Genomic DNA, 22592 nt, shown 5'->3' on the forward strand with positions numbered 1-22592 from the left:
CACATGCCCGATCACGCTCGCAAGCCCCGCCACATACCTCGCAAACCGTACTTCACTGCCGCCGTCGAAATCGAGACTCATTTGGCGCCTCCATCTGCCAAAATCTGAATCTCAATAGATACTTGAGTCCCGCCTCACAGGCCCGCGACCTTGTGACTCAGTACAATTAGGCGCACTCGCGCCGTAACCCACCAGCTTTCGACGAAACGTAGATCGGTGGGTTACGCGCTCCGCGCTAACCCACCCTACGGCGCCATCGTCGCAGCGACGATGTTCATCAGCCCGGCCGGGGCGACGCCGAAGATCACGATCAGGGCGATGCAGACGATCAACAGGCCGCGATCGAGTCGATGCAGCGGCTCGGATTCGTCGTGAGTGTGGCCGACGAACGGCGCGGTGAAGAACTTCGCGTAGTAGAAGAAGCCGAGCGACGAGCCGGCGACCACGATCCCGACCAGCACCCACAGCCCGCCATCGATCAGGACCCGCAGCAGGAACAGTTTGGCGATGAAACCGCCCGCCGCCGGCAAGCCGGCGAGCGATAGCAGCGACAGCGACAGCGCGATCGCCTCCAGCGGGCGCCGCTTCATCAGCCCGTGCAGATCCGGCAGCGTCGGGGCGCGGCCGAGCGCGGCAGAGACGCACAGCGCGCCCAGCATCGCTGGCGCATAGATCGCCAGATAGAACAGCACCGCCTCGCCGGCATGCGGCGTGCCGGAGGCGATAATCAGCGCGATGTAGCCGGAATGCGCGATCGTCGAATAGCCGAGCATCCGCGGCAGTTGCGGCTGCCGCAGCGCCAAAAGGTTGCCGATCAGCACCGAGGCGCCGCCGAGCGCGGCGAGCCCCTGGCTCCACACCGGCTCAGGCAGATGGCCACTCAGCGCCAGCCGCAGAATCACGATCGCAACCGCCGATTTCGATACCACGCCGGCCAGCGTCGCGGCGCTGGCGGGTGCGGCTTCGAACGCGTCGGGCGTCCACATGTGGAACGGCACCAGCGAGAACTTGAACGCGAGCCCGGCCAGCAGCAGCGCGGTGCCGAATGCGGTCAGCGCACCGCGGCCGCCCCAATCGGCGAACGCCAGCGCGCCGGTCTCGGCGAAGATCAGCGCAATGCCGAGCAGCAGCGCGGAAGACGCCAGCCCGCTCATCACCAGAAACTTGTAGGCCGCCTCCAGCCCCTGCCGGGTGAGGCGAAACGCGAACAGCGCGATCAGCGACAGGCTGAGGATCTCGACGCCGAGAAACAGCGTCGCCGCATGGCCGGCACCCGCCAGCGTCGCCGCACCGATCGCAACCAGCACCAGCAGCGACGGCGCTTCCTTCGCAGGGTGGCCGGTGCGCAGGAACAACAGCGCGCCGAGCGACACCAGGCACGCGAACACGATGCCGAACCGCGCCGGCCCGTCGTCGGTGAACAGCGCCCCCATCGGCGCCGCCGGCGCACCGATCCGCAGCAACGCCACCGCGGCGGCAAGCGCCAGCCCTGCCGCGGCCGCCGCCTGGACGATCTGCAGCCTCGCCAGCGGCACCAGCATCATCGCCGCGACGGCGGCGATGGCCAGCACCACGATCGGCGACAGGGCTGCGAATTGGGCTGCGGTCATGGCGCGGCGATCACGGCGTCTGGATCAGCGCGGCCTTGATCGCCGGCTCGAGCAGCGCCAGCAGGCTCTGCGGATAGAGGCCGACGATCAGCGTTCCGATGCCCATCACCAGGATCGGCCAGTACTCACGCCAGGTCATGTCGGCGAGCGGCGGCTTGGGCTGCGGCAGCCCGAACACCAGCCCCTTGAGCAACCGCGTGGCGTAGATCACCGAAACCACCAGGGTCGACAACGCCAGCAGCGCGAACACCCAATTGACCTGGAAGATGCCGACCACCACCAGCGCTTCGCCGACGAAGTTGGCGGTGCCGGGCAGCGCCAGCAGCGCCGAGCAGAACAGCGCGAACGCCGCGGCGAATTTCGGCGCGGTCTGCTGCAGGCCGCCGAGCTGGCGCAGATCACGGGTATGGGTGCGCTCGTACAGCGCGCCGATCAGCAGGAACAGCGCCGAGGCCGAGAACGAGTGCGCGATCATCTCGACCGCGGCGCCGGCCAGCGCGTAGTGCACGCCGGCGGAGATGCCCATCAGCACGATCGACATGTGGGCGATCGACGTATAGGCGACCAGCCGCTTGGCGTCGTTCTGGCCGCAGGCGACTAGGCCGCCATACAGCGCGCCGGCGGCGCCGAGCGCGATGCCGTAGGGCGAGACCGCCGCGAGGCCGTCCGGAAACAACATCGGGGCGAACCGGAACAGACCGTAGGCGCCGGTCTTCAACAGCAGGCCGGCGAGCAGGATCGAGCCCGCGGTCGGCGCCAGCGTATGCGCCTCCGGCAGCCAGGCGTGGAACGGCGGCACCGACAATTTGACCATGAAGGCCAGCGAGAAGCCGAGCAGCATCCAGACCTGAACCGGAGTCGACAGCTTCATTTCGGCGAGTTCGAAGGCGCTGAAGGTCATGTGGTCGGCCATCGCCGCCAGCGCGAACGACGCCGCCAGCAGACCGAACCCGGCGACCGCGTTGAAGATCAGGAATTTCAGCGCCGCGCCTTCCTTGTCGCCGTGGCCCCACACTGCGATCAGGGTGAACGCCGGCACCAGCATCGCTTCCCAGAAGAACGCGAAGATCAGAAGATCGAACGACAGGAACACGCCGACCGAAGCCGCCACCGTCCAGCACAGGCTGGCGTGAAACAGGCCGGACTGGGTGCGGATCTCCGACCACGACGCCATCACCGAGATGATGCCGAGCCCGGCGGCGAGCGCGACCATCGCCGCCGACAGGCCGTCGATCGCGAATTCCAGCGAGATGCCGAACGACGGCACCCACGGATACGACACCTTGTCGTACCAGCGACCTTCGTCCCCGGTGGCGACGATTGCGATCAGCAGCACCAGCATCAGTGCGAAGGTCGCGATCGTGATCCAGCGCTCGCGCTCGCCCTTGCCGGCGGCGAAGAATGCGACGAGGCCGCCGAATGCAGGCAGCAGAATGAGCGCAATCAACGCCATGACGTCCCCCAGGCAAACAACAGAAGTCCCGCGCAACCGAGCGCGATCCACAGCGAGTGATCGCGGACGCGGCCGGTCTGCGTCCGCCGCGCCAGCGCCCAGGCGTGGCCGACGCCGCCGGCCATGCCCATCCAGGCACGATCGATCCGGTCCGGATTGAAGCGCGCCACAAAGAATCCGACGAAAAGCCGGGCCACGACGATCAACAGCCGGCCGACCGGATCGCCGGACACCATCCGGACCACCGGCGTCTGGCCGTCGGTCACCCGCGTGATCAGGTCGGTGCGAATGCCGCGCACCTCGCCGGCGCCACGGCCGAGCGGATCGTCGGACACGAGTCCGGGGACGTCAACGCCCTCGCGCCGCCGCGCCACCGCGTCGGCCACCGCCTCGGTGCCCTCGGCGTTGCCCAGCACTGTCGCGACACGGCGGAAGCGCCGGACGAAGTAGTAATAATACAGCACCTCGAGTCGGAAGATCCGGACGTGGCGCATCCGTTGCGCCAGCGCCTCGAGCTTCTGCGGGTGTTTCACCAATTGCCGCGCCAGCAGCACGCCGAGGATCGGAGCGGCGGCGCCGAGTAGCGTCGGCAGCAGCGGCGTATGCACCGCGTCGCCGCCGGCGAACTGGATCAGCGCGCCGACCGAAAGGCCACCGACGACGGCGACCAGCGTCAGTACCGTCAGCGGCACCACCACGGCGAGACCGCCCCAGGGCGGCGCCGCAAGATCGGCGGTCTGGCTGGCGGCGACGAACACGACTCGGAACGCATAGGCGCCGGTCAGCACCGCGGCGGTCGCGGCCAGCAGCCACAACGGCACGCCCCACGGCCCGCTACTCCACACCGCGGCGAGCACGGCTTCCTTCGAGTACCAGCCGGCGGTGATCACCGGCAGGCCGGCGAGCGAGGCGGCGCCGACCGCGAAGCTCCAGAACGCCAGCGGCTGGCGATAGCGCGAGCCACGCAGCGCCTCGATCGCGGTCGAGCCGCCGGCGGCGTGGCTCATCACGCCGGCGCTGAGGAACAGCAGCGACTTGAACACCGCGTGGATGGCGAAATGCGACAGCGCCACCGCCGGCGCGCCGAGCCCGAGCGCCAGAACCATGAAACCGATCTGGCTCATGGTCGAGAACGCCAGCAGCTTTTTGACGTCGGTCTGAACCAGCGCCACCAGCGCGCCGAACGCGGCGGTGAGGATGCCGAGCATCGCCACCATCGCCGAAATTTCCGGCGCGGCGGCGAACAACGGTGCCAGCCGGGCGAGCAGGATCACGCCGGCAGCGACCATGGTGGCCGAATGCAGCAGCGCCGACACCGGGGTCGGGCCGGCCATCGCGCTGGGCAGCCAGGTGTGGAACGGGATCTGCGCCGACTTGCCGAGTGCACCGAGCGCGATCAGCCCGGCGATCGGCGCCAGCCGCCACGGATCGATTCCCGGCACTGCCGCGAGCATCCCGTCGAGCCGGGTGGTGCCGGCATTGAGGAACAGCATCATCAGGCCGGCGAGCAACAGGCTGTCGGCGACGCGGGTGGTGATCAGCGCCTTGCGCCCCGACGCCACCGCCTTCGGCAGCTTGTCGTAGAACGCGATCAGCATGAAGCTGCACAGGCCGATGGTTTCCCAGCCCAGGAAAAGCAGGATGACGTCGGCGGCGAACACCACCGCCAGCATCCCGGCCAGGAACAGGTTCATCACCGCGAAGAACCGGCGCAGATCGGCCAGCGGCTCCGACGCCATGTAGGCGCCCGAATAGATCAGCACCAGCGCGCCGACCAGCACCACCGTGCCGCCGGTGACCATGCTGAGCGGATCCATCGACATCGCGATCTGCGCGACGAACACGCCGGTGTCGATCGACAGGATCGGCACCACCGCGCCGGCGACGCAGACGCCTTCAATGCAGGACAGCCCGACCGGGAAGAACAGGATCGCCGGCAGCACCGCGGCGCCGACCCCCAGCGCGATCACCGCGGCGCGCGACAGCGGCACCGGGATCAGCGACAAGATCACGAAGCCGAGCAGCGCCGGCACCGGGACGTAGGGGAGCAGATGCGCCATGCTCACCCCTTCAGCCCGCTGATGGCGTCGCTGTCGTCGGTGCCGGTGAGGCGGCGCAGGCGCAGGAACAGCGCCAACCCGACCGCGACTTCGGCGGCGGCGAGCGTCAGCACCAGGATGAACATGCCCTGCCCTTCCGGATCGGCGTGATAGGCGCCGGCCGCGATGAAGGCGAGCGCCGGACCGCTGAGCGCGACCTCCAATGCGACGAGCTGGAACATCATACCGCGACGCGCCAGCACACCGAACACGCCGACCGCGAACAGGCCGGCGGCCAGGATCATGATGCCGATCAGATCGGAGCCGGTCATGATCCGCTCCTCGGGCTGCGATCGCTGCGGCCGATGTGACGGACGCCGATCAGGCCGGCGAGCAGCAGCAGCGAGGCGAGTTCGACCGCCAGCGCCCAGCGCCCGAACAGCAGCTTGCCGACCTCCTGCGCGGACACTGGCGCCGGCTGGCCGGCGGCGGTGAGGCCGAATTCGCCGAACACGAACGGGGCTATGATCAGCACCGACATCAGGAGCGGCACCGGCCAGGCGCCGCGCAGCAGCGCGCGCTCGCGCGTGATCGCTTCGGGCGAGACCGGCAGCGTCATCACAACGAACACGAACAGCACCACGATGGCGCCGGCATAGACCAGGATCAGCAGCACCGCAGCGAACGCAGCGCCGAGCGCGAAGAAGCACACCGCCAGCGCCAGCAGCGTCACCACCAGATACAGCAGCGCGTGGACCGCATTCGGCCGCGTCACCGACAGCGCCGCCGAGATCAGCGCGAAGGCGCCGGCATAGATCGCGAGCAGCGAGCTCATGGCAGCAGCCCCTTCAGGTCGACCGGCGGCGCCTCGTGCTCCGCCTCGCCCTTGTCTTTGCCGGGGATCGCCTTGCCGGCGACCGACCAATAGCGATAGCCGCGCACCTTGCCCTCACCGGAGATCAGCAAATCGTGCTTCTCGTACACCAGCGCGTCGCGGCGCCATTCGGACAATTCGTAGTCCGGCGTGAGCTGGATAGCCGCGGTCGGGCAGGCGTCTTCGCAGAAACCGCAGAAGATGCAGCGGGCGAAGTTGACGCGGAAATGCTCCGGATACCAGCGGCCGTCGTCGGCCACCGCCTTGGCCAGATCGATGCAGCCGACCGGGCACACGGTCGCGCACAGATTGCAGGCGACGCAGCGCTCCTGGCCGTCCGGATCGCGGGTCAGCACGATGCGGCCGCGGGCGCGCGGATACAGCTTCGGCTTCTCTTCCGGATAGAGCTGGGTCTCCGGCTTGACGAACAGCTTGCGACCGACCCGCAGCAGGGCTTCGAGCCATCCGAATCCGATCATGACGCGCTCCTCGCCACCACGACGATGCCGGTCAGCAGCAGGTTGAGCAGCGACAGCGGCAGCGCCACCTTCCAGGCGAAGCCGAGCAACTGGTCGTAGCGCGGTCGCGGCAGCGTCGCGCGCAGCCAGACGAACGCGACGGCGATCGCCGCGGTCTTAAGCCCGAACCAGATCGGCCCCGGCAGCCACGGGCCGAGCCAGCCGCCGAAGAACAGCGTCACCGCCAGCGCCGACACCAGCAGCACAGCGAGATATTCGCCCAGGAAGAACAGGCCGAACGACATCCCGGTATATTCGGTGATGAAGCCGGCGACGAGATCGTTCTCGGATTCCGGCAGATCGAACGGCAGCCGGTGGGCCGCGGCGACACCCGCGATGGTGAACAGCACCATGCCGAGAGGTTGCAGCAGAACGAACCAGGCGCCGCGCTGCGCCTCGACGATCTCGGTCATCGACAGCGAGCCTGCCAGCATCACCACGCCCATTACCGACAGGCCGAGGAACACCTCGTAGGCCAGCATCTGCGCGGCGGCGCGCATACCGCCGAGCAGCGCGAATCGGTTGTGCGACGCCCAGGCGCCGAGCACCACCGCATAGGCGGTCAGGCCCATCATGCTCAGCAGGAACAACAGCCCCACATCCACCGATGCCAGCGCCCAGCCGTCACCGATCGCCACGACGCCGAAGCCGGCGAGCACCGGCGTCGCGGCGACGGCCGGCGCCAAGATGTAGAGCAGCTTGTCGGCGCCCGGCGGCGGCCGATCCTCTTTGGTGAGGATCTTCACGGTGTCTGCGACCCATTGCAGCGAGCCAAACGGGCCGACGCGGTTCGGACCGTAGCGCTCCTGCACGAAGCCGAGCAGTCGCCGCTCGACCCAGGTGAACGTGCCGGCGAGCACAAGCAGCACCATGATCAGCGCGACCGAGATGGTGGCGGTGATGATCATCCCGATCATGGCGCCGCCTCGACCTTGACCCGGCGCAGCGGACCGCGCGGCTGGCACGAGCCGGCGCTGATCACCACGGTGCCGCGCGGCACCGTTGCGTCGAGCGTCACCACCGGCGCGCAGGGATTGCCGTCGACCTGCACCGCGGCGCCGTCACGGAAACCATGAAGCGCCGCATCGTCAGGATGCAGCAGCAATCGCGGCGCCGGCCGGCGCGCAGCAAGTAGCGCACTGGCGCGGCTCAGCTCGCCGCCGGTGAAGGCGTCGTGCAACGGGATCAGCCACAGTCCCTCGCCGGCGAGGGCCGGCGGCGGCACGGCCTCCGGCAGCGACGCTTCGCCCGGCCTGATCAGCAAGGCGCCGGGATCGCCGCCGCGCAGCGGCCCGCCGACTTCTTCCAGGAATCGCGTGACGTTGTTGGCCGAGTGCAGGCCGGAGGTCTTGTAGCTGGTGATCAAAGGCGGCGGCACCGCGGTGCCGCGCGCGCCTTTGATGCCGAAGGTCATCGGGCCGTCGTGATCGACCGGGATCACCGCATCGGCGAACTGCCCGGCGCGATCGTCCGCGGTGCGGCCGGTGTAGGGCCGCGGCGCGCGGGTGACCTTGCCGTCGGGCATTCCGAAATCTTCGCCCGGCGCGGCGTCGGCCACCGCCACGAGATCGGGACGCTCGACGATGAGATCGCCGATCAGCGCGTCGAGCCCGTGCCAATCGCCGGCACCGAACGCATCGAGCCGCCGCCAGCTCGCCGGCGCGGAATCCTGTGGCGCCACCGCGGCGAAGAAGCGCTGCGCTCGGCCTTCATAGTTGACGAAGGTGCCGGTCGCCTCGGTGAACGGCGCCACCGGCAGCGCAACCGCCGCACGCGCCGTGGTCTCATTGGCCATCGAGTCCAGCGCGACCACGCCCTTTGCGGCGGCAAACAGCCGCTCGACACTGGCGCGCGGGGCACGGTCGAACAGATCGTTCTCGAGCACGATCGCGGTCTTGGCACCGCCGCGCTCGAGCAAAGCGGCAGCGCTGTCGAGGCCGTCGCCGCCGAGCAGCGCCAGACCGATGCTGTTGGCCTCCGGCGCCAGCAGCACGATCCGCGCCTTGGCACCGAGCGCCGCGACGATGTGCGCCGCCGCCTCGATGATCTCAGCCGACATCAGGGCGCAACCGGCGACGATCAGCGGCCGCTCGGCATTCGCCAGGATCTCAGCCACACGCGCCGCTTCCGAATGCTCCTCGACCGCGTCGGCAGGGCCTGCGCCAAGCACGGCCGCAACGCTCGCGCCGAACGCGGCAACGCCTTGCGGGTCGAGCCGCAGCGACAGCGTGGCGAGATCGTCGAGCGCATCGGGTAGCGGCGTCGCCAGCACGATCGGCGAGCGGCGTCCTTCGCCGGCGGTACGGACTGCCGGATCGAGGAAGGCGTGCACCCCCTTCTGCGCCGCAAGCTCGCGCTCGGCGCCACGCGCAGTCTGTCGCAGCGCCAGCGCCAGTCGCGGCGCGGTGCCGGTGAGATTCTCGCCGAGCACCAGCACGGCATCGGCGTGCTCGACCTCGTGCAGCGACGCGATCTTCGCAGGACCGGCACGCAGGATCTCGAGGATGCGGCGCACCAGGCCGGCTTCGACGTCGGAGACGCCAGCGAAGAACCGCTCCGGCCCGACCAGACGCTGCAGCGCGTAGTTGGCTTCCAGCGAGGCGCGCGGCGAGCCGATCCCGATCGCGCCTTCGGCCACGATGGCATGGGCGGCGGAGGCGGCCTCGTGCTCGCTCGCCGGCGCGCCGCCGATCAGCGGCTGCCGCAGCCGATGCTCGGAGACGACGTGCAGCGGACCATAGCGGCCGCGATCGCAGATGAAGTAGCCGTTGAGCGCGCCGTGGTAGCGGTTCTGCACCCGCTTCACCCGGCCGTCGCGCTGGTCGACCAGGATGTTGCAGCCGAGCGAGCAATGCGGGCAGATCGACGGCGTCGCCCGCATGTCCCATTTGCGCGAATAATCGCGTGACCAGCCTTTGTCGTTGAACACGCCGGTCGGACACACTTCGGCGAGATTGCCGGCAAACGGGCTTTCCAGCGGACCATCCTCGGCACGGCCGAAATACACGTTGTCATGGGCGCCGAACGCGTCGAGATCGCGCCCGCCCGCATAGTCGCGATAGAACCGGGTGCAGCGATAGCAGGCGATGCAGCGGTTCATCTCGTGCGTCACCAGCGGCCCGAGATCCTGGTTGCGATGGGTACGTTTGGTGAACTTGTAACGGCGATCGATATGGCCGGTGGCGACCGTCATGTCCTGCAGATGGCAGGAGCCGGCCTCCTCGCACACCGGGCAATCGTGCGGATGGTTGACCATCAGCCACTCGATCACCTGGGCGCGGAATGCCACCGCTTCCGGATCGCTCACCGACACCCGCTCGACATCGGCGACCGGCGTCATGCAGCTCATGACGATGCGGCCTTCCTTGTCGTCCGGGCCGTCATAGACTTTCACGGCGCACTGACGGCAGGCGCCGACCGAGCCGAGCGCGCCGTGCCAGCAGAAATACGGCACGTCGATGCCATGGGTCAGACACGCCGACAGCAGATCCTCGCCGTCCTTGGCTTCGATGACGCGGCCGTCGATCTCGATCTTTTTCTTGGTCATGCGCGGCCCACCGGACAGAAGCCCTGGAGGTGGGCCGTGAAGATGTCGCCGAAGCGTTCGAGACCGCTGCGCAGCGGCGTCAGCGCGCCGGTGTTGAGATCGCAGTAGGAGCGGCCCGACGGGCCGGACAGCGCGACGTGCTGATGAAGTAGGTCGATGTCGGCGCGCGTGCCCTTGCCGGCTTCGAGCGTATCGAGCAGCTTCGATACCCACGGCAGGCCGTCACGGCACGGCGTGCACAGCCCGCAGCTCTCGCGCGCATAGAACCGCATATGACGCCCGATCGCCGCCACCGGACAGGCGCGATCATCGAGCACGATCAGCGCCCCGGTGCCGAGCGAACTGCCGGCCTTCTTGGTGCTGGTGAAATCGAGCGGCACGTCGAGCTCGGCCTTCTCGAAGAACGCGGTGGCGCCGCCGCCGGGCTGGAATGCCAGCAGCGCACGGCCATTGCGAATGCCGCCGGCACGATGCAGCAGCTCACGCGCGGTGGAGCCCATCGGCGCTTCGATCAGTTGCGGACGCTCGACGCAGCCGGAGATGCCATACAGCTTGGTGCCGCCTTCGTCGGTGAACGACAGCGACCGATACCAGTCGGCGCCGTTCTCGATGATCGACGGCACCGACGACAGTGTCTCGACATTGTTGACCGTGGTCGGCCGTCCCCACAGGCCGCTGACCGCCGGATAAGGCGGCCGATGCCGCGGCACCGGACGCTCGCCCTCGATCGCGGCGATCAGTGCGGTCTCTTCGCCGACGATGTAGCGGCCGGCCGAGGCGTGGACCCGCATCGTCAGATCGAAACCGGAGCCGAGAATGTCGCGTCCGAGCAGGCCGCTCGCTTCCGCCTCGGCGATCGCGCGGCTCAGCGCAGCGGCAGCGGCGCGATACTCGTCGCGGACCAGGATGATCACTTCGGTGGCGCCGATCGCGTAAGCCGCGATGGTCGCGCCCTCGATCAGTTGATGCGGCAGCGCCTCCATCAACAGCCGGTCCTTGAACGAGCCCGGCTCGGTCTCGTCGCCGTTGACGCAGAGATAGCGCGCGCCCGGACCGGCTCTCTCGCTGCCGGTACGCATGAAGCGCCATTTGTTGGCGGTCGGGAAGCCGGCGCCGCCGCGGCCACGTAGCCCCGCGGCTTCGACCATCGCGATGATTGCTTCGGGGCTGTGGCGCTTGAGCGCCAGCGACAGCGCCGCGTAGCCGCCGAGCCCACGCCAGGCGGCAAGGCTGTGCGGCTGACGGTCGGCGCGCGCGCGGCCGGTGAGCGGCTTGTCGCTCATGGTGTGTCTCCCACCGCCGCGCCGCCGATCAGCGCGTCGAGATCGTCCGGCGTCAGCGGACCGATCAGCTTACGTTCCGGGCCGACCAGCGCCACCGGGGCGCGATCGCAGCCGCCGACGCAGCAGATGTTGATCAGCGTGAACTTGCCGTCGGGCGTGGTTTCACCGAAGCCGATGCCGAGCTTGCTCATCACCGCATCGCGCACCGCATCGCCGCCGCACAGATAGCAGCTCAGCCCGTCGCAGAGCAGGATCACGGTATCGCCGACCGGGACGCGGAAGATCTGACTGTAGAACGTCGCCAGCGCGTCGATCTCGGCTGCCGTGACGCCGAGCACATCGGCGGCTTCCTTCAGATGCGCGTCGGACACCCAGCCTTCGGCTTCCTGCACCAGCTTCAGCGCTTCCACCATCGCAGCCTTCGCGCCGCCGTGGGTGGCGGCAGCGTGCTGGATCGCGGTCTTGAGGGCGGGACTGAGGCTCATCGGTCGACGTCCGACATCACGTAGTCAATGCTACCGAGATAGGCGACGAGATCGGCCACCATCATGCCGGGGGCGACTGCGGAAATCATCTGCAGATGCGCGAACGACGGCGTACGAATCCGGGTGCGATAGCTCGACGGCTCGCCATCCGAAATCAGCGCGAACTGCGTCAGGCCGCGCACGGTCTCGACCTGGCCGGTGTATTCGCCCGGCGGCAGCACCGGACCCCAGCTCGTGCTGACGAAGTGATGGATCATGGTCTCGATGTCGTGCAGCATCCGCTCGCGCGGCGGCGGCGTCGTCAGCGGATGATCGGCCTTGATCGGGCCGGACGGCATGTTGTCGACGCACTGCCGGATGATCTTCAGCGATTGCCGGATCTCTTCGACCCGCACCACGGTGCGGTCGTAGCAATCGCCGGCGTGGCCGACCGGAATCTCGAAGTCGAAGTTTTCGAACCCCGCATAGGGCCGCGCCTTGCGCACATCCCAGGCATAGCCGGTGGCGCGCAGGCCCGGACCGGTGACGCCCCAGTCGAGCGCCATCGCGGTGTCGTAGGCCGCAATGCCCTTGGTGCGCGCGCGGAAAATCTCGTTGCGCAGCACCATGCCTTCGTAGTCGTCGAGCCGCGACGGCATCCAGTCGAGAAACTCGCGAACCAGCTTCTCCCAGCCGTCTGGCAGATCCATCGACAGGCCACCGATGCGGAAGAAGCCGGGATGCATCCGGGCGCCGGTGATCGACTCGATCACCCGGTAGCCGCGCTCGCGGTCGGTGAACATGTAGAACACCGGCGACATCGCCCCGGTGTCCTGCGCCATGGTGCCGTAGAACAGCAGGTGGTTCATGATGCGAAACATTTCCGACAGCATGATCCGCACCGTCAGCGCACGGTCCGGCACCTTGATGCCGCAGGCCTTCTCGACCGCCTGCAAATAAGGCATCTCGCCCATCACCCCGCCCAGGTAATCGACGCGATCGGTGTAGGGCAGGAAGTTGTGCCAGGTCTGGCGCTCGGCCATCTTCTCGGCGCCGCGATGGTGGAAGCCGATATCGGGGCGCGCCGCGACGATCTCCTCGCCGTCGAGCGCCAGCACGATCCGGAACACGCCGTGGGTCGCCATCGAATGCGGCCCGTAGTTCAGGATCATCAGTTCGACGCCGTCGCGATGCGTCGGCAGGCCGAACTTCTCCGGATCGGCCGCGAGTGCATGTTCCTTCGCGTCGAACAGAGCCGCCGTCATGTTGAACAGCGGCCGCTCGGTGGCGCGACCCGGCTGGGTCTTGCGCATCGGGTGGCCTTCCCAGCCCGGCGGCAGCAGGATGCGCAGCGAGTGCGGCTGAGCTTCGAACTCGACGCCGAACATGTCGTAGGCTTCGCGCTCGTACCACGGCGCGTTGGGAAACACCGTGCCGATCGACTTGGCGCGCGGATATTCGGCATCGAGCGCGATCTTGAGCCGGATGTCGGCATTGCGCTCGTGCGACATCAGATGGCTGGCGATGGTGATGCCCGACGGCGGCAGACCCTCGCGATGCTTGCGTGCGGTCTCGTCGATCGCCCACAGGTCGACCAGCATCCTGAACGGCCGGTCGATCTCGTGCTTCAGAAAGCGATGCACGTCGATCGTCGCGTCCGGCCGAATCCATACGGTCGGAAACCGATCGGCAGTAACTTGCTGGCCCAGCACCGCATCCTTGAAGCGCGCGCTGAGCTCGGTGACGAGTTCGGATGCGCTCACAATGACTCCGGCGGATCGAGCAGGGTCTGCGCCATACGTTCGTCGCGGCGCTGGTCGCGCCGGCGCGGCGCGTCGAAGCCGAGGCCGGCGGTGTTGCCGACGGTGACGCCGAGCGGGCGCCGCTCGCTGCCGACCTGCTGCTGCAGCATGATCAGCGCGTCGAGCACCGCCTCCGGCCGCGGCGGACAGCCGGGGATGTAGACGTCGACCGGAATGAAGCGATCGACGCCCTGCACCACCGAATAGATGTCGTACATGCCGCCCGAACAGGCGCAGGCCCCCATCGCGATCACCCAGCGCGGCGCGCGCATCTGCTCGTACAGCCGCAGCAGCGGCGCCGCCATCTTGTGAAACACGGTGCCGGACACGACCAGCAGATCGGCCTGGCGCGGCGAAGCCCGGATCACTTCGGCGCCGAACCGCGCCTGATCGTAGACCGGGGTCAGCACCGTGACCTGTTCGACGTAGCAGCACGACAGCCCGAAATTGAACGGCCACAGGCTGTGCTTGCGCGACCACGCGGTGAGGTCTTCGAGCGTGGTGAACAGGCTCGACAGCGCCATATGTTCTTCAACCGAGCGCTGTTCGCCCGGCATGCCCGGATGGTGCGGCGTTATCGTCATCGGCGCTTGCCCTTGACCCAGTCGAGCGCGCCGTCGAGCCACAGATACACCAGCGCCAGCAACAGCACCCCGATGAACACCGCCGCTTCGATCAGGCCGAGCCAGCCGGTGTCACGCGCGGCGACCGCCCAGGCGAACAGAATCGCGGCTTCCATGTCGAAGATCACGAACAGCGCGGCGATTAGAAAATACGGCGCATTCAGCGGCCCCTGCTGCGGCTGCGCCGGCAGCACGCCGCCTTCGTAGGGCACGTCGGGGCGCGCACCGGCGCGCTTCTCGCGCAGCCAGGCTGCGACCACGATGATCGCCGCAACGATCCCGGCCGACAGTGCGACGTGGATGGCGAGTGCGGCGCCCGAATCGATCGGAAGGGTCAGATCACCCACCGGCAAGGCTCCAACAAACAGCGGAAGAGCGGATCACGAACGATCCGACGTGGGGTGTAGAAGTCGGGTTGTTAACGCATCGTCACCATGCCATCCGACCCGTCAAGCCCGGTTGACGCGGATCAACTCCGCGGCCACGATAACGTGAGAATCTTGCTGTGATTTCCGACACTTGGAACTTGGTAACAGATCCCGGAAAGGTGCTGTGCGGCAGGGCTTTGTACAGTCCTCGCGGTGCACCCGAGGCACCCGAATCGCCCCCCTCGCAAATCTGCGGCACGTTGCCACGCTGAACAAACGACCACGCCCCCGCAACCGCGGCGACAGCATCGGCGACGGCGCCGCGGAGCCGCCCGCGGTTTTGCGGACAGCCTCGCCGAAACCACACGTGGACAGGCCTGCAGGCGCATTTCCGCCCGGCTCTGAAATGATCTATTGATAGTTGTCTCATCCTGGGCCGACCGATGTCGCTGCTTCATCTCTACACCCGCGTATTGCAACTGCTCGGCGGGGAGGCACGGCTCGGCTGGATTCTCGCGGTCGCCAACCTGCTGCTCGCCACCGCACAATTCGCCGAGCCGGTTCTGTTCGGTCGCATCGTCGACGTGATGAGCGGCAATCTCGCGACCGGCGCGCTGGTGCCGGAGACGCGGTCGCCCTGGCCACTGCTCGGCGCCTGGGCCTGCTTCGGCCTGTTCACCATTCTATGCTCTGCAATCGTCGCGCTGCAGGCCGACCGACTCGCGCACCGGCAGCGCCAGGCGGTGCTGACCAGCTATTTCGAGCACATCCTGCAATTGCCGATCAGCTTCCACACCGGCACCCATTCGGGCCGGCTGATGAAGGTGATGCTGCAAGGCACCGACGCGCTGTGGCGGATGTGGCTCGGCTTCTTCCGCGAGCACTTCGCCGCGATCCTGTCGCTGGTCGTGCTGCTCCCGCTGTCGCTGTACATCAACTGGCGGCTGGCGATCCTGTTGTTCGTGCTGTGCGTGGTGTTCACGGTGCTCACCACGCTGGTGGTGCACAAGACCTACGGCAAGCAGGGCGAGGTCGAAGCGCAGTACAGCGACCTGTCGGCGCGCGCCTCGGACGCGCTCGGCAACGTCGCGCTGGTGCAGAGCTTCGTCCGCGTCGACGCGGAGGTTCAGAGCCTGCGCAACGTCTCCGGACGGCTGCTCGCGGCGCAGATGCCGGTACTGTCGTGGTGGGCGCTGGTGACGGTGATCACCCGGGCCTCGACCACCATCACGGTGCTGGCGATCTTCACGCTCGGCATCTGGCTCAACCAGCAGGGTCTCACCAGCGTCGGCGAGATCGTGATGTTCGTTTCGTTCGCGACGCTGCTGATCCAGCGACTCGAGCAGGTGGTGAATTTCATCAATAACGTGCTGATGGAAGCACCGCGGCTGCGCGAGTTCATCGACGTGCTCGACACCGTGCCGGCGGTGCGCGACCGCAGCGACGCCATCGACCCCGGCCGGCTGTCCGGCCTGGTGGAATTCCAGAACGTGTCGTTTTCCTACGACGGCAGGCGCCCGGCGGTGGAGGATCTGAGCTTCACCGCGCTGCCCGGCGACACCATCGCGCTGGTCGGCGCCACCGGCGCCGGCAAGTCGACCGCGATCGCACTGCTGCACCGGGCGTTCGATCCGCAATCCGGCATCGTCAAGATCGACGGCATGGATATCCGCGGCCTGACGCTTGCCGGCCTGCGGCGGAACATCGGTGTGGTGTTTCAGGAGGCCCTGCTGTTCGATCGCTCGATCGCCGACAATTTGAGGGTCGGCAAGCCGGACGCCACCCTCGACGAGCTGCGCCTCGCCGCCGAACGCGCGCAGGCGCTGGAGTTCATCGAGCGCAGCGAGCACACATTCGATACCAATGCCGGCGAACGCGGACGGATGCTGTCCGGCGGCGAACGGCAGCGGCTGTCGATCGCCCGCGCATTGCTGAAAGACCCGCCGATCCTGATCCTCGACGAAGCCACCTCGGCACTCGACGCGGTGACCGAGGCGAAGGTCAACCTCGCGCTCGACGAGGTGATGAAAGGTCGCACCACCTTCGTGATCGCGCATCGGCTGTCCACGATCCGCGACGCCACCCGTATTCTGGTGTTCGACAACGGCAAAGTGATCGAAAGCGGAACGTTCGACGAACTGGTGGCCCGCGGCGGCGCTTTCGCCGAATTGGCGCGGGCGCAGTTCATGGTGCAGGAGAGGACGCGCTCCGCCGTCGCCCCGGCCGCCGACGCGCAGCGCTGAGCGGTCGAATTTCAGCCCCTTTCATCCACGATTACCGGGCCCCAGCCCTGTTCTGCGGGCGCGAGCCGGTATAGGGTCGGGTTTGCTGGGGCCACCGCCTGAAACCCGAACGTCACCGCGCCGCGATCGTCTCGCCGGCGCGACGGAACTCACAGGACCGGAATCGGAACGTGCCTTTGATCAACGCACAGCCTCGCCGTTCATCCTCGTTTTTGGCCATCGTCGCGGCGGCGCTGCTGTCGCTGACCGTGCTGCCGCGCGCCGCCAGTGCCGAGGCGCTGCTGCTGATCGAAGCCGACACCGGCAAGGTGCTGCAGGCCGACAACGCAACCTATCCGTGGCATCCGGCCTCGCTCACCAAGCTCATGACCCTGTACGTGACGCTGCAGGCGGTGAAACAGGGTCGCCTCACCCAGGATAGTCTGCTGACGGTGTCGCCGATCGCGGCCGCGCAATCGCCGTCGAAAATGGGCTTTGGCCCCGGCACCCAGATCACCGTCGACAACGCGCTGAAGATGATGATGGTGAAGTCGGCCAATGACATGGCCGTTGTGCTGGCGGAAGGCGTCGGCGGCTCGGTCGACGGCTTCTCGGCGATGATGAACGACACCGCGGCGCGGCTGGGGATGACGCAGACCCGCTACGTCAACCCCAACGGCCTGCCCGCCGAAGAACAGGTGACGTCGGCCCGCGACCAGGCGATCCTCGCCCGCGCGGTCATTCGGGATCTGCCGGAGTACGAGTATTACGTCCACATTCCTGCGATCCGCTTCGGCAAGCGGGTGACGCGAAATTTCAACAAGCTGATCGGCCGCTACCCCGGCGCCGACGGCTTCAAGACCGGCTTCATCTGCGCCTCCGGCTACAATCTGGTCGCCAGCGCCACCCGCAACGGACGTCGGCTGATCGCCGTGGTGCTCGGCGCCAATTCCGGCCAGGACCGCGCCGTGAAGGCGGCACAATTGCTGGAGCGCGGCTTCTCCACCAACACCCTGGCCTGGCTGACGCCGTCGCTCGGCACGGTCGATAACCTCGCGCCGATCGCGGCGACGCCACCCGACCTGCGCGACGAAATGTGCGGGCCCAAGCGCAAGCGCCCGGCCAGCGACGAAGACGAGACCGTGGCCAACGCGCTGTCGGGAGACGCGGTGCTGTCCATGTTCCAGCCGCCGACACTGCGTCCGGTCGACATGATCGCCGCGGCGCCCGAGCCGACCCAGCCGGTGGTGGTCTATACCGGACCGACCCGCAGCGGTCCGGCGCTGATCGCCGCCGAGGCCAATGATGCCGAGCGGCAGCAGGCTGCCAAACCGTCCAAGAAGAAAGCCCGTACTGCAAAGAAGAAGAGCCCTGCTTCGGAAGGTCCGGAAGCCAGCGTCGACCAGGCCGCCCCGAAAGGCACCAAGCCGCGGACCGCTGTGATCGTCGATACCAACAAGCCCGCGGCCGGCGCCAAGCCTGCCGGTGCGAAGCCTGCCGGCGCCAAGTCTGCCGATGCCAAGCCTTCCGCTGCCAAGCCTGCCGCTCCGGCCAAGCCGAAGGCGGCTGCCAAACCTGCGTCCGGCGGCGCAGTCAGCGACGCCAAGCCGAAATCCTGATCCGGCGGGCGCGGCAGCGAAATCCATCGCGTCGCAGCCCGTTGATCGTTCACAGACCGCCGCCTTGGTGCGGCGTGCAGCCGCTTGCGTTCGCTGATCGCTTCGCTCAATACTCCGCCAACAACGGGCGGGCGAAGGCGGTTTTCGAGTACGTCTTTTCGCAACGCAACAAACAGCCCGCGGCGTCTTTCGGCCAATTCGCCGCCCCCGACCGATATGCAACAATCATAATCGCACGGAGCGGCAGCTTCGGGCAGGCGACACGAGGAACACACCATGGAGCGGATTTGGCTCAAGCACTACCCGGCGGGCATCCCGGCGGACATCGACGTGACGCAGTATCCCTCGTTGGTCGATCTGTTCGAGGAGAGCTTCCGTAAGTTCGGAGACCGCAAAGCCTTCATCTGCATGGACAAGGCGATCACCTATCGCGAGCTCGACGAAATGTCGGCCGCGCTCGGCGCCTATCTCCAGGGCAAGGGCCTGCAGAAGGGTGCGCGCGTCGCGCTGATGATGCCGAACGTCCTGCAATATCCCGTGGCCATCGCCGCGGTGCTGCGCGCCGGCTTCGCCGTGGTCAACGTCAACCCGCTGTACACCCCGCGCGAGCTCGAACACCAGCTCAAGGACTCCGGCGCCGAAGCCATCATCGTGCTGGAGAATTTCGCCCACACCGTCGAGCAGGTGATCGCGCGCACCCCGGTCAAGCACGTCATCGTCGGCGCGATGGGCGACATGCTCGGCTTCAAGGGCGTGATCGTCAATCTGGTGGTCCGCAAGATCAAGAAGATGGTGCCGGCGTTTTCGCTGCCGGGCTCGGTGTCGTTCAACGACGCCGTCTCCGCCGGCCGCGGCGCCAGGCTCACCAAGCCGGTGATCGGTCCGGACGATGTCGCCTTCCTGCAATACACCGGCGGCACCACCGGCGTCTCCAAGGGCGCGACCCTGCTTCACCGCAACGTCGTCGCCAACGTGCTGCAGAACGACGCCTGGCTGCAGCCGGCGCTCGACAAGCCGCCGCACATCGACCAGCTTTTCATCGTCTGCGCGCTGCCGCTGTACCATATCTTCGCGCTGACCGCGTGCTACCTGCTCGGACTGCGCGCCGGCGGCGTCAACCTGCTGATTCCCAACCCGCGCGACATCCCCGGCTTCATCAAGGAACTGATGAAGTATCAGGTCAACACCTTCCCGGCCGTCAACACGCTGTATAATGGCCTGTTGCATGCACCCGGCTTCGACAAGGTCGACTTTTCCAAGCTGAAGATCTCCAACGGCGGCGGCATGGCGGTGCAACGACCGGTCGCCGAAGCCTGGCTGAAGCTGACCGGCTGCCCGATCGCCGAAGGCTACGGCCTTTCGGAGACCGCGCCGGTGCTGACCTGCAACCCGGCGACCGTCACCGAATTCAACGGCACGATCGGCATTCCGGTGCCTTCGACCTACATCTCGATCCGCGACGACGAAGGCAACGAAGTCCCGCTCGGCACCGCCGGCGAGATCTGCGCCAAGGGCCCGCAAGTGATGGCCGGCTATTGGAACCGGCCCGACGAGACCGCGCTGGTGATGACCGCCGACGGCTATTTCCGCACCGGCGACGTCGGCATCATGAACCAGGACGGCTTCACCAAGATCGTCGACCGCAAGAAGGATATGATCCTGGTCTCCGGCTTCAACGTCTATCCCAACGAGGTCGAGGAAGTGATCGCCAGCCATCCCGGCGTGCTGGAATGCGCGGTCATCGGCGTCCCGGACTCGCGCACCGGCGAGGCCGTCAAGGCGTTCGTGGTGAAGAAGGACCCGGATGTGACCGCCGAGGACATCATCAAGTTCTGCCACAACGAGCTGACCAACTACAAAGTGCCGCGGCAGATCGAATTCCGCACCACGCTGCCGAAGACCAATGTCGGCAAGATCCTGCGCCGCGAGCTGCGCGACGAGAAGAAGAGCAGCCAGGCGGCGGCTTAAGCCTGATCCGCTTCCTCGCACGTCATTCCGGGGCGCGGCCGCCAGGCCGCGAACCCGGAATGACGTGATTATCCTGCCCGTTTCAGATTCCGGGTTCGCTCGCTTTGCGAGCGCCCCGGAATGACGGCAGTGTGCTTGGACGGAGTGCCGCCGCCAGCACAATCGCCTGACCGATCCCGCAATGACCGATCCTGCGACATTGTCACTGTCATACCCGCGGGCTAGAAATCATCCGCACAACAGGGAGAGATACCGATGACCATCAAGGTTGGCGACCGGCTGCCCGACGTCCAGTTTCGCGTGATGACTGCGGACGGCGTCGAGGTAAAGACCACCGACGACGTCTTCAAGGGCAAGAAGGTGGCGCTGTTCGCCGTTCCGGGCGCTTACACCGGCACCTGTCACAAAATGCATCTGCCGAGCATCTTCCTCAACGCCTATGCGCTCAAGGACAAGGGCGTCGACACCATCGCGATCGTCTCGGTCAACGACGCCTTCGTGATGAACGCCTGGAAGCGCGACACCGACCAGCGCGACGAGGCGATCTTCCTCGGCGACGGCAATGCCGAGTTCACCAAGGCGATCGGCATGGAAATGGACGGTTCGGGTTTCGGCCTCGGCACCCGCTCGCTGCGCTACTCGATGCTGGTCGACGACGGCGTGGTGAAGACCCTCAACCTCGAGCCGAACCCCGGCAAGGTCGAAGTCTCCGGCGGCGACACGCTGCTCGGGCAGTTGTGAGCCGATTGCGGGCGCGCAGCTTTCAGTCACCCTGACGGCCGTCGCGCTCGTATCTTCACAACGTTAATCTGCGCACGCGGCCGCTCCAACTAACCGCGTCATCGCCCGGCTTGACCGGGCGACCCAGTATTGCAGAGCGCTAATTTTACTAATTTCCGCTCTGGGATACTGGATCACCCGCATTCGCGGGTGATGACGGTGAGTGGCTGATGAGACGCCGCGGTTCTACTAACCAGCGTGCGATTACTTCAGCCGCGACTTCATCCGGTTTTCGGTGAGCCCGTCCCGCGCGAGCTGATCGGCGCGTTCGTTTTCGGCGTGACCGGCGTGGCCTTTGACCCAGTGCCAGCGGATGCTGTGAGTCTTCAGCGCGGCGTCGAGGCGCTGCCACAGATCGACGTTCTTGACCGGCTTCTTGTCGGCGGTCTTCCAGCCGTTGCGCTTCCAGTTGTGAATCCAGCTACCGATACCGTTCTTCACATACTGGCTGTCGGTATAGAGATCCACCGAACACGGCCGCGTCAGCGCTTCCAGCGCCGAAATCGCCGCCAATAACTCCATCCGATTGTTGGTGGTGTGGGGCTCGCCGCCCTTCAGCTCTTTTTCGACGTCGCCGAATTTCAGGATCGCTCCCCACCCCCCGGGGCCCGGGTTGCCGGAGCAGGCGCCGTCGGTGTGGATGATCACCGGCTTCTGGTCGGCCTCGCTCACGCCACCGCCCCTGCGAGTTCGACACCATAGTCGCGAATCCCGGCGACATTTTGCTGGAAGCGCAGCTTGCGGACGTACTCCATCGGATCCTTCGGCTTGACCAGCGCGCCTTCCGGCACGTTGAGCCAGTCGACCAGCCGGGTCAGCAGGAAGCGCAGCGCGGCGCCGCGGGCGAGCAGCGGCAGCGCGGCCTGCTCGGCGGCATCGAGCGGCCGCTCGCGGGTGTAGGCGCTGAGCAGCGCGCGGGCCTTGGTGGCGTTGAAGGCGTGGTCGGGCTCGAAGCACCAGGCGTTCAGGCAGATCGCGACATCGTAGGCGAGCAGATCGTTGCAGGCGAAGGTGAAGTCGATGATGCCGGAGACCTCGTCGCCGATGAAGAACACGTTGTCCGGGAACAGGTCGGCGTGGATCAGCCCCCGCGGCAGATCGCTCGGCCACACTCCGCTTTCCAGATAGTCGAGCTCGGCGGCGAGAAAATCGCGCAGGCCCGGCTGCACCTCGTCGGCGCGCGCCTCGGCGGCTGCGAACAGCGGCCGCCAGCCGGCGACCGACAGCGCGTTCGCCCGCTGCATCGTAAAGCCGCGGCCGGCCAGATGCATCTTGGCCAGCGCCTGTCCGACGCCGGCGCAATGCACCACGCTCGGCTTGCGCGGCCACACCCCGTCGAGGAAGCCGATGATCGCCGCCGGACGGCCGGCGAGCGTCGCCAGCGTGTTGCCGGCACGATCGGCGAACGGCTGCCGGCGGGTG

Annotated in this window: 19 protein-coding genes; 4 read left to right on the forward strand and 15 right to left on the reverse strand. The window is 67.2% G+C overall.

Annotated elements, in window-relative coordinates; all coding sequences use genetic code 11:
* Positions 1-245: 245 nt before the first annotated feature.
* Genes DU475_RS16225 through DU475_RS16285 form a run of 13 tightly spaced genes read right to left on the reverse strand, consistent with a single transcriptional unit; the run spans position 246 to position 14560 of the window.
* Positions 246-1610 carry an NADH-quinone oxidoreductase subunit N gene (locus DU475_RS16225; RefSeq protein ID WP_164632717.1) on the reverse strand — a complete coding sequence of 455 codons (1365 nt, stop codon included), beginning with the start codon at positions 1608-1610 and terminating at the stop codon, positions 246-248.
* 10 nt (positions 1611-1620) lie between these two features.
* Positions 1621-3063 carry a complex I subunit 4 family protein gene (locus tag DU475_RS16230; RefSeq protein WP_013504125.1) on the reverse strand — a complete coding sequence of 481 codons (1443 nt, stop codon included), beginning with the start codon at positions 3061-3063 and terminating at the stop codon, positions 1621-1623.
* Positions 3054-5123, reverse strand: a complete 2070-nt coding sequence (locus DU475_RS16235) for an NADH-quinone oxidoreductase subunit 5 family protein (RefSeq protein WP_013504126.1) — start codon at positions 5121-5123, stop codon at positions 3054-3056. Before DU475_RS16235 ends, DU475_RS16230 begins: the two co-directional genes overlap by 10 nt.
* Before the next feature lie 2 nt (positions 5124-5125).
* Entirely contained in the window at positions 5126-5434 is a 309-nt protein-coding gene (gene nuoK, locus DU475_RS16240; protein WP_013504127.1) for an NADH-quinone oxidoreductase subunit NuoK, read from the reverse strand.
* Positions 5431-5937 (reverse strand): NADH-quinone oxidoreductase subunit J family protein, encoded by a 507-nt coding sequence (locus DU475_RS16245; protein ID WP_164632718.1) that lies wholly within the window; start codon positions 5935-5937, stop codon positions 5431-5433. Before DU475_RS16245 ends, nuoK begins: the two co-directional genes overlap by 4 nt.
* Entirely contained in the window at positions 5934-6455 is a 522-nt protein-coding gene (gene nuoI / locus DU475_RS16250) for an NADH-quinone oxidoreductase subunit NuoI (protein ID WP_164632719.1), read from the reverse strand. The genes DU475_RS16245 and nuoI overlap by 4 nt, the downstream gene beginning before the upstream one ends.
* On the reverse strand, positions 6452-7411 hold the full coding sequence (gene nuoH / locus DU475_RS16255; protein ID WP_164632720.1) for an NADH-quinone oxidoreductase subunit NuoH: 960 nt from the start codon (positions 7409-7411) through the stop codon (positions 6452-6454). Before nuoH ends, nuoI begins: the two co-directional genes overlap by 4 nt.
* The gene (gene nuoG, locus DU475_RS16260) at positions 7408-10041 is read right to left on the reverse strand and encodes an NADH-quinone oxidoreductase subunit NuoG (RefSeq protein WP_164632721.1); all 2634 of its coding nucleotides are present in this window, start codon (positions 10039-10041) and stop codon (positions 7408-7410) included. The genes nuoH and nuoG overlap by 4 nt, the downstream gene beginning before the upstream one ends.
* The gene (locus tag DU475_RS16265) at positions 10038-11324 is read right to left on the reverse strand and encodes a complex I 51 kDa subunit family protein (protein ID WP_164632722.1); all 1287 of its coding nucleotides are present in this window, start codon (positions 11322-11324) and stop codon (positions 10038-10040) included. The genes nuoG and DU475_RS16265 overlap by 4 nt, the downstream gene beginning before the upstream one ends.
* Positions 11321-11809, reverse strand: coding sequence for an NADH-quinone oxidoreductase subunit NuoE (nuoE, locus tag DU475_RS16270; RefSeq protein ID WP_164632723.1), 489 nt, complete (start codon positions 11807-11809; stop codon positions 11321-11323). The genes DU475_RS16265 and nuoE overlap by 4 nt, the downstream gene beginning before the upstream one ends.
* On the reverse strand, positions 11806-13551 hold the full coding sequence (nuoC, locus tag DU475_RS16275; protein ID WP_164632724.1) for an NADH-quinone oxidoreductase subunit C/D: 1746 nt from the start codon (positions 13549-13551) through the stop codon (positions 11806-11808). The genes nuoE and nuoC overlap by 4 nt, the downstream gene beginning before the upstream one ends.
* Positions 13548-14174: a NuoB/complex I 20 kDa subunit family protein gene (locus DU475_RS16280; RefSeq protein WP_142883441.1), complete on the reverse strand. Its 627-nt coding sequence runs from the start codon at positions 14172-14174 to the stop codon at positions 13548-13550. The genes nuoC and DU475_RS16280 overlap by 4 nt, the downstream gene beginning before the upstream one ends.
* Positions 14171-14560 (reverse strand): NADH-quinone oxidoreductase subunit A, encoded by a 390-nt coding sequence (locus DU475_RS16285; RefSeq protein ID WP_013504136.1) that lies wholly within the window; start codon positions 14558-14560, stop codon positions 14171-14173. Before DU475_RS16285 ends, DU475_RS16280 begins: the two co-directional genes overlap by 4 nt.
* A gap of 464 nt (positions 14561-15024) precedes the next feature.
* On the opposite strand from DU475_RS16285, the gene DU475_RS16290 reads away from it, so the two are divergent.
* From DU475_RS16290 to DU475_RS16305, 4 genes are all read left to right on the forward strand, one after another.
* Positions 15025-16824 carry a glucan ABC transporter ATP-binding protein/ permease gene (locus DU475_RS16290; protein ID WP_142883442.1) on the forward strand — a complete coding sequence of 600 codons (1800 nt, stop codon included), beginning with the start codon at positions 15025-15027 and terminating at the stop codon, positions 16822-16824.
* A 170-nt stretch (positions 16825-16994) separates the two neighbouring features.
* Entirely contained in the window at positions 16995-18422 is a 1428-nt protein-coding gene (locus DU475_RS16295) for a D-alanyl-D-alanine carboxypeptidase family protein (RefSeq protein ID WP_164632725.1), read from the forward strand.
* A gap of 276 nt (positions 18423-18698) precedes the next feature.
* Positions 18699-20390, forward strand: coding sequence for a long-chain fatty acid--CoA ligase (locus DU475_RS16300; protein ID WP_164632726.1), 1692 nt, complete (start codon positions 18699-18701; stop codon positions 20388-20390).
* A gap of 255 nt (positions 20391-20645) precedes the next feature.
* The gene (locus DU475_RS16305) at positions 20646-21131 is read left to right on the forward strand and encodes a peroxiredoxin (RefSeq protein WP_164632727.1); all 486 of its coding nucleotides are present in this window, start codon (positions 20646-20648) and stop codon (positions 21129-21131) included.
* 243 nt (positions 21132-21374) lie between these two features.
* Here DU475_RS16305 and rnhA read toward each other — a convergent pair whose 3' ends face one another.
* The gene (gene rnhA, locus DU475_RS16310) at positions 21375-21842 is read right to left on the reverse strand and encodes a ribonuclease HI (RefSeq protein WP_047309033.1); all 468 of its coding nucleotides are present in this window, start codon (positions 21840-21842) and stop codon (positions 21375-21377) included.
* Positions 21839-22592, reverse strand: a 754-nt coding sequence (locus tag DU475_RS16315) for a homoserine kinase (RefSeq protein ID WP_164632728.1), incomplete at its 5' end; no start/stop codon positions are given. The genes rnhA and DU475_RS16315, both read right to left, overlap by 4 nt.

Source organism: Rhodopseudomonas sp. WA056 (assembly GCF_010906995.1).
GTDB lineage: Bacteria > Pseudomonadota > Alphaproteobacteria > Rhizobiales > Xanthobacteraceae > Rhodopseudomonas > Rhodopseudomonas palustris_G.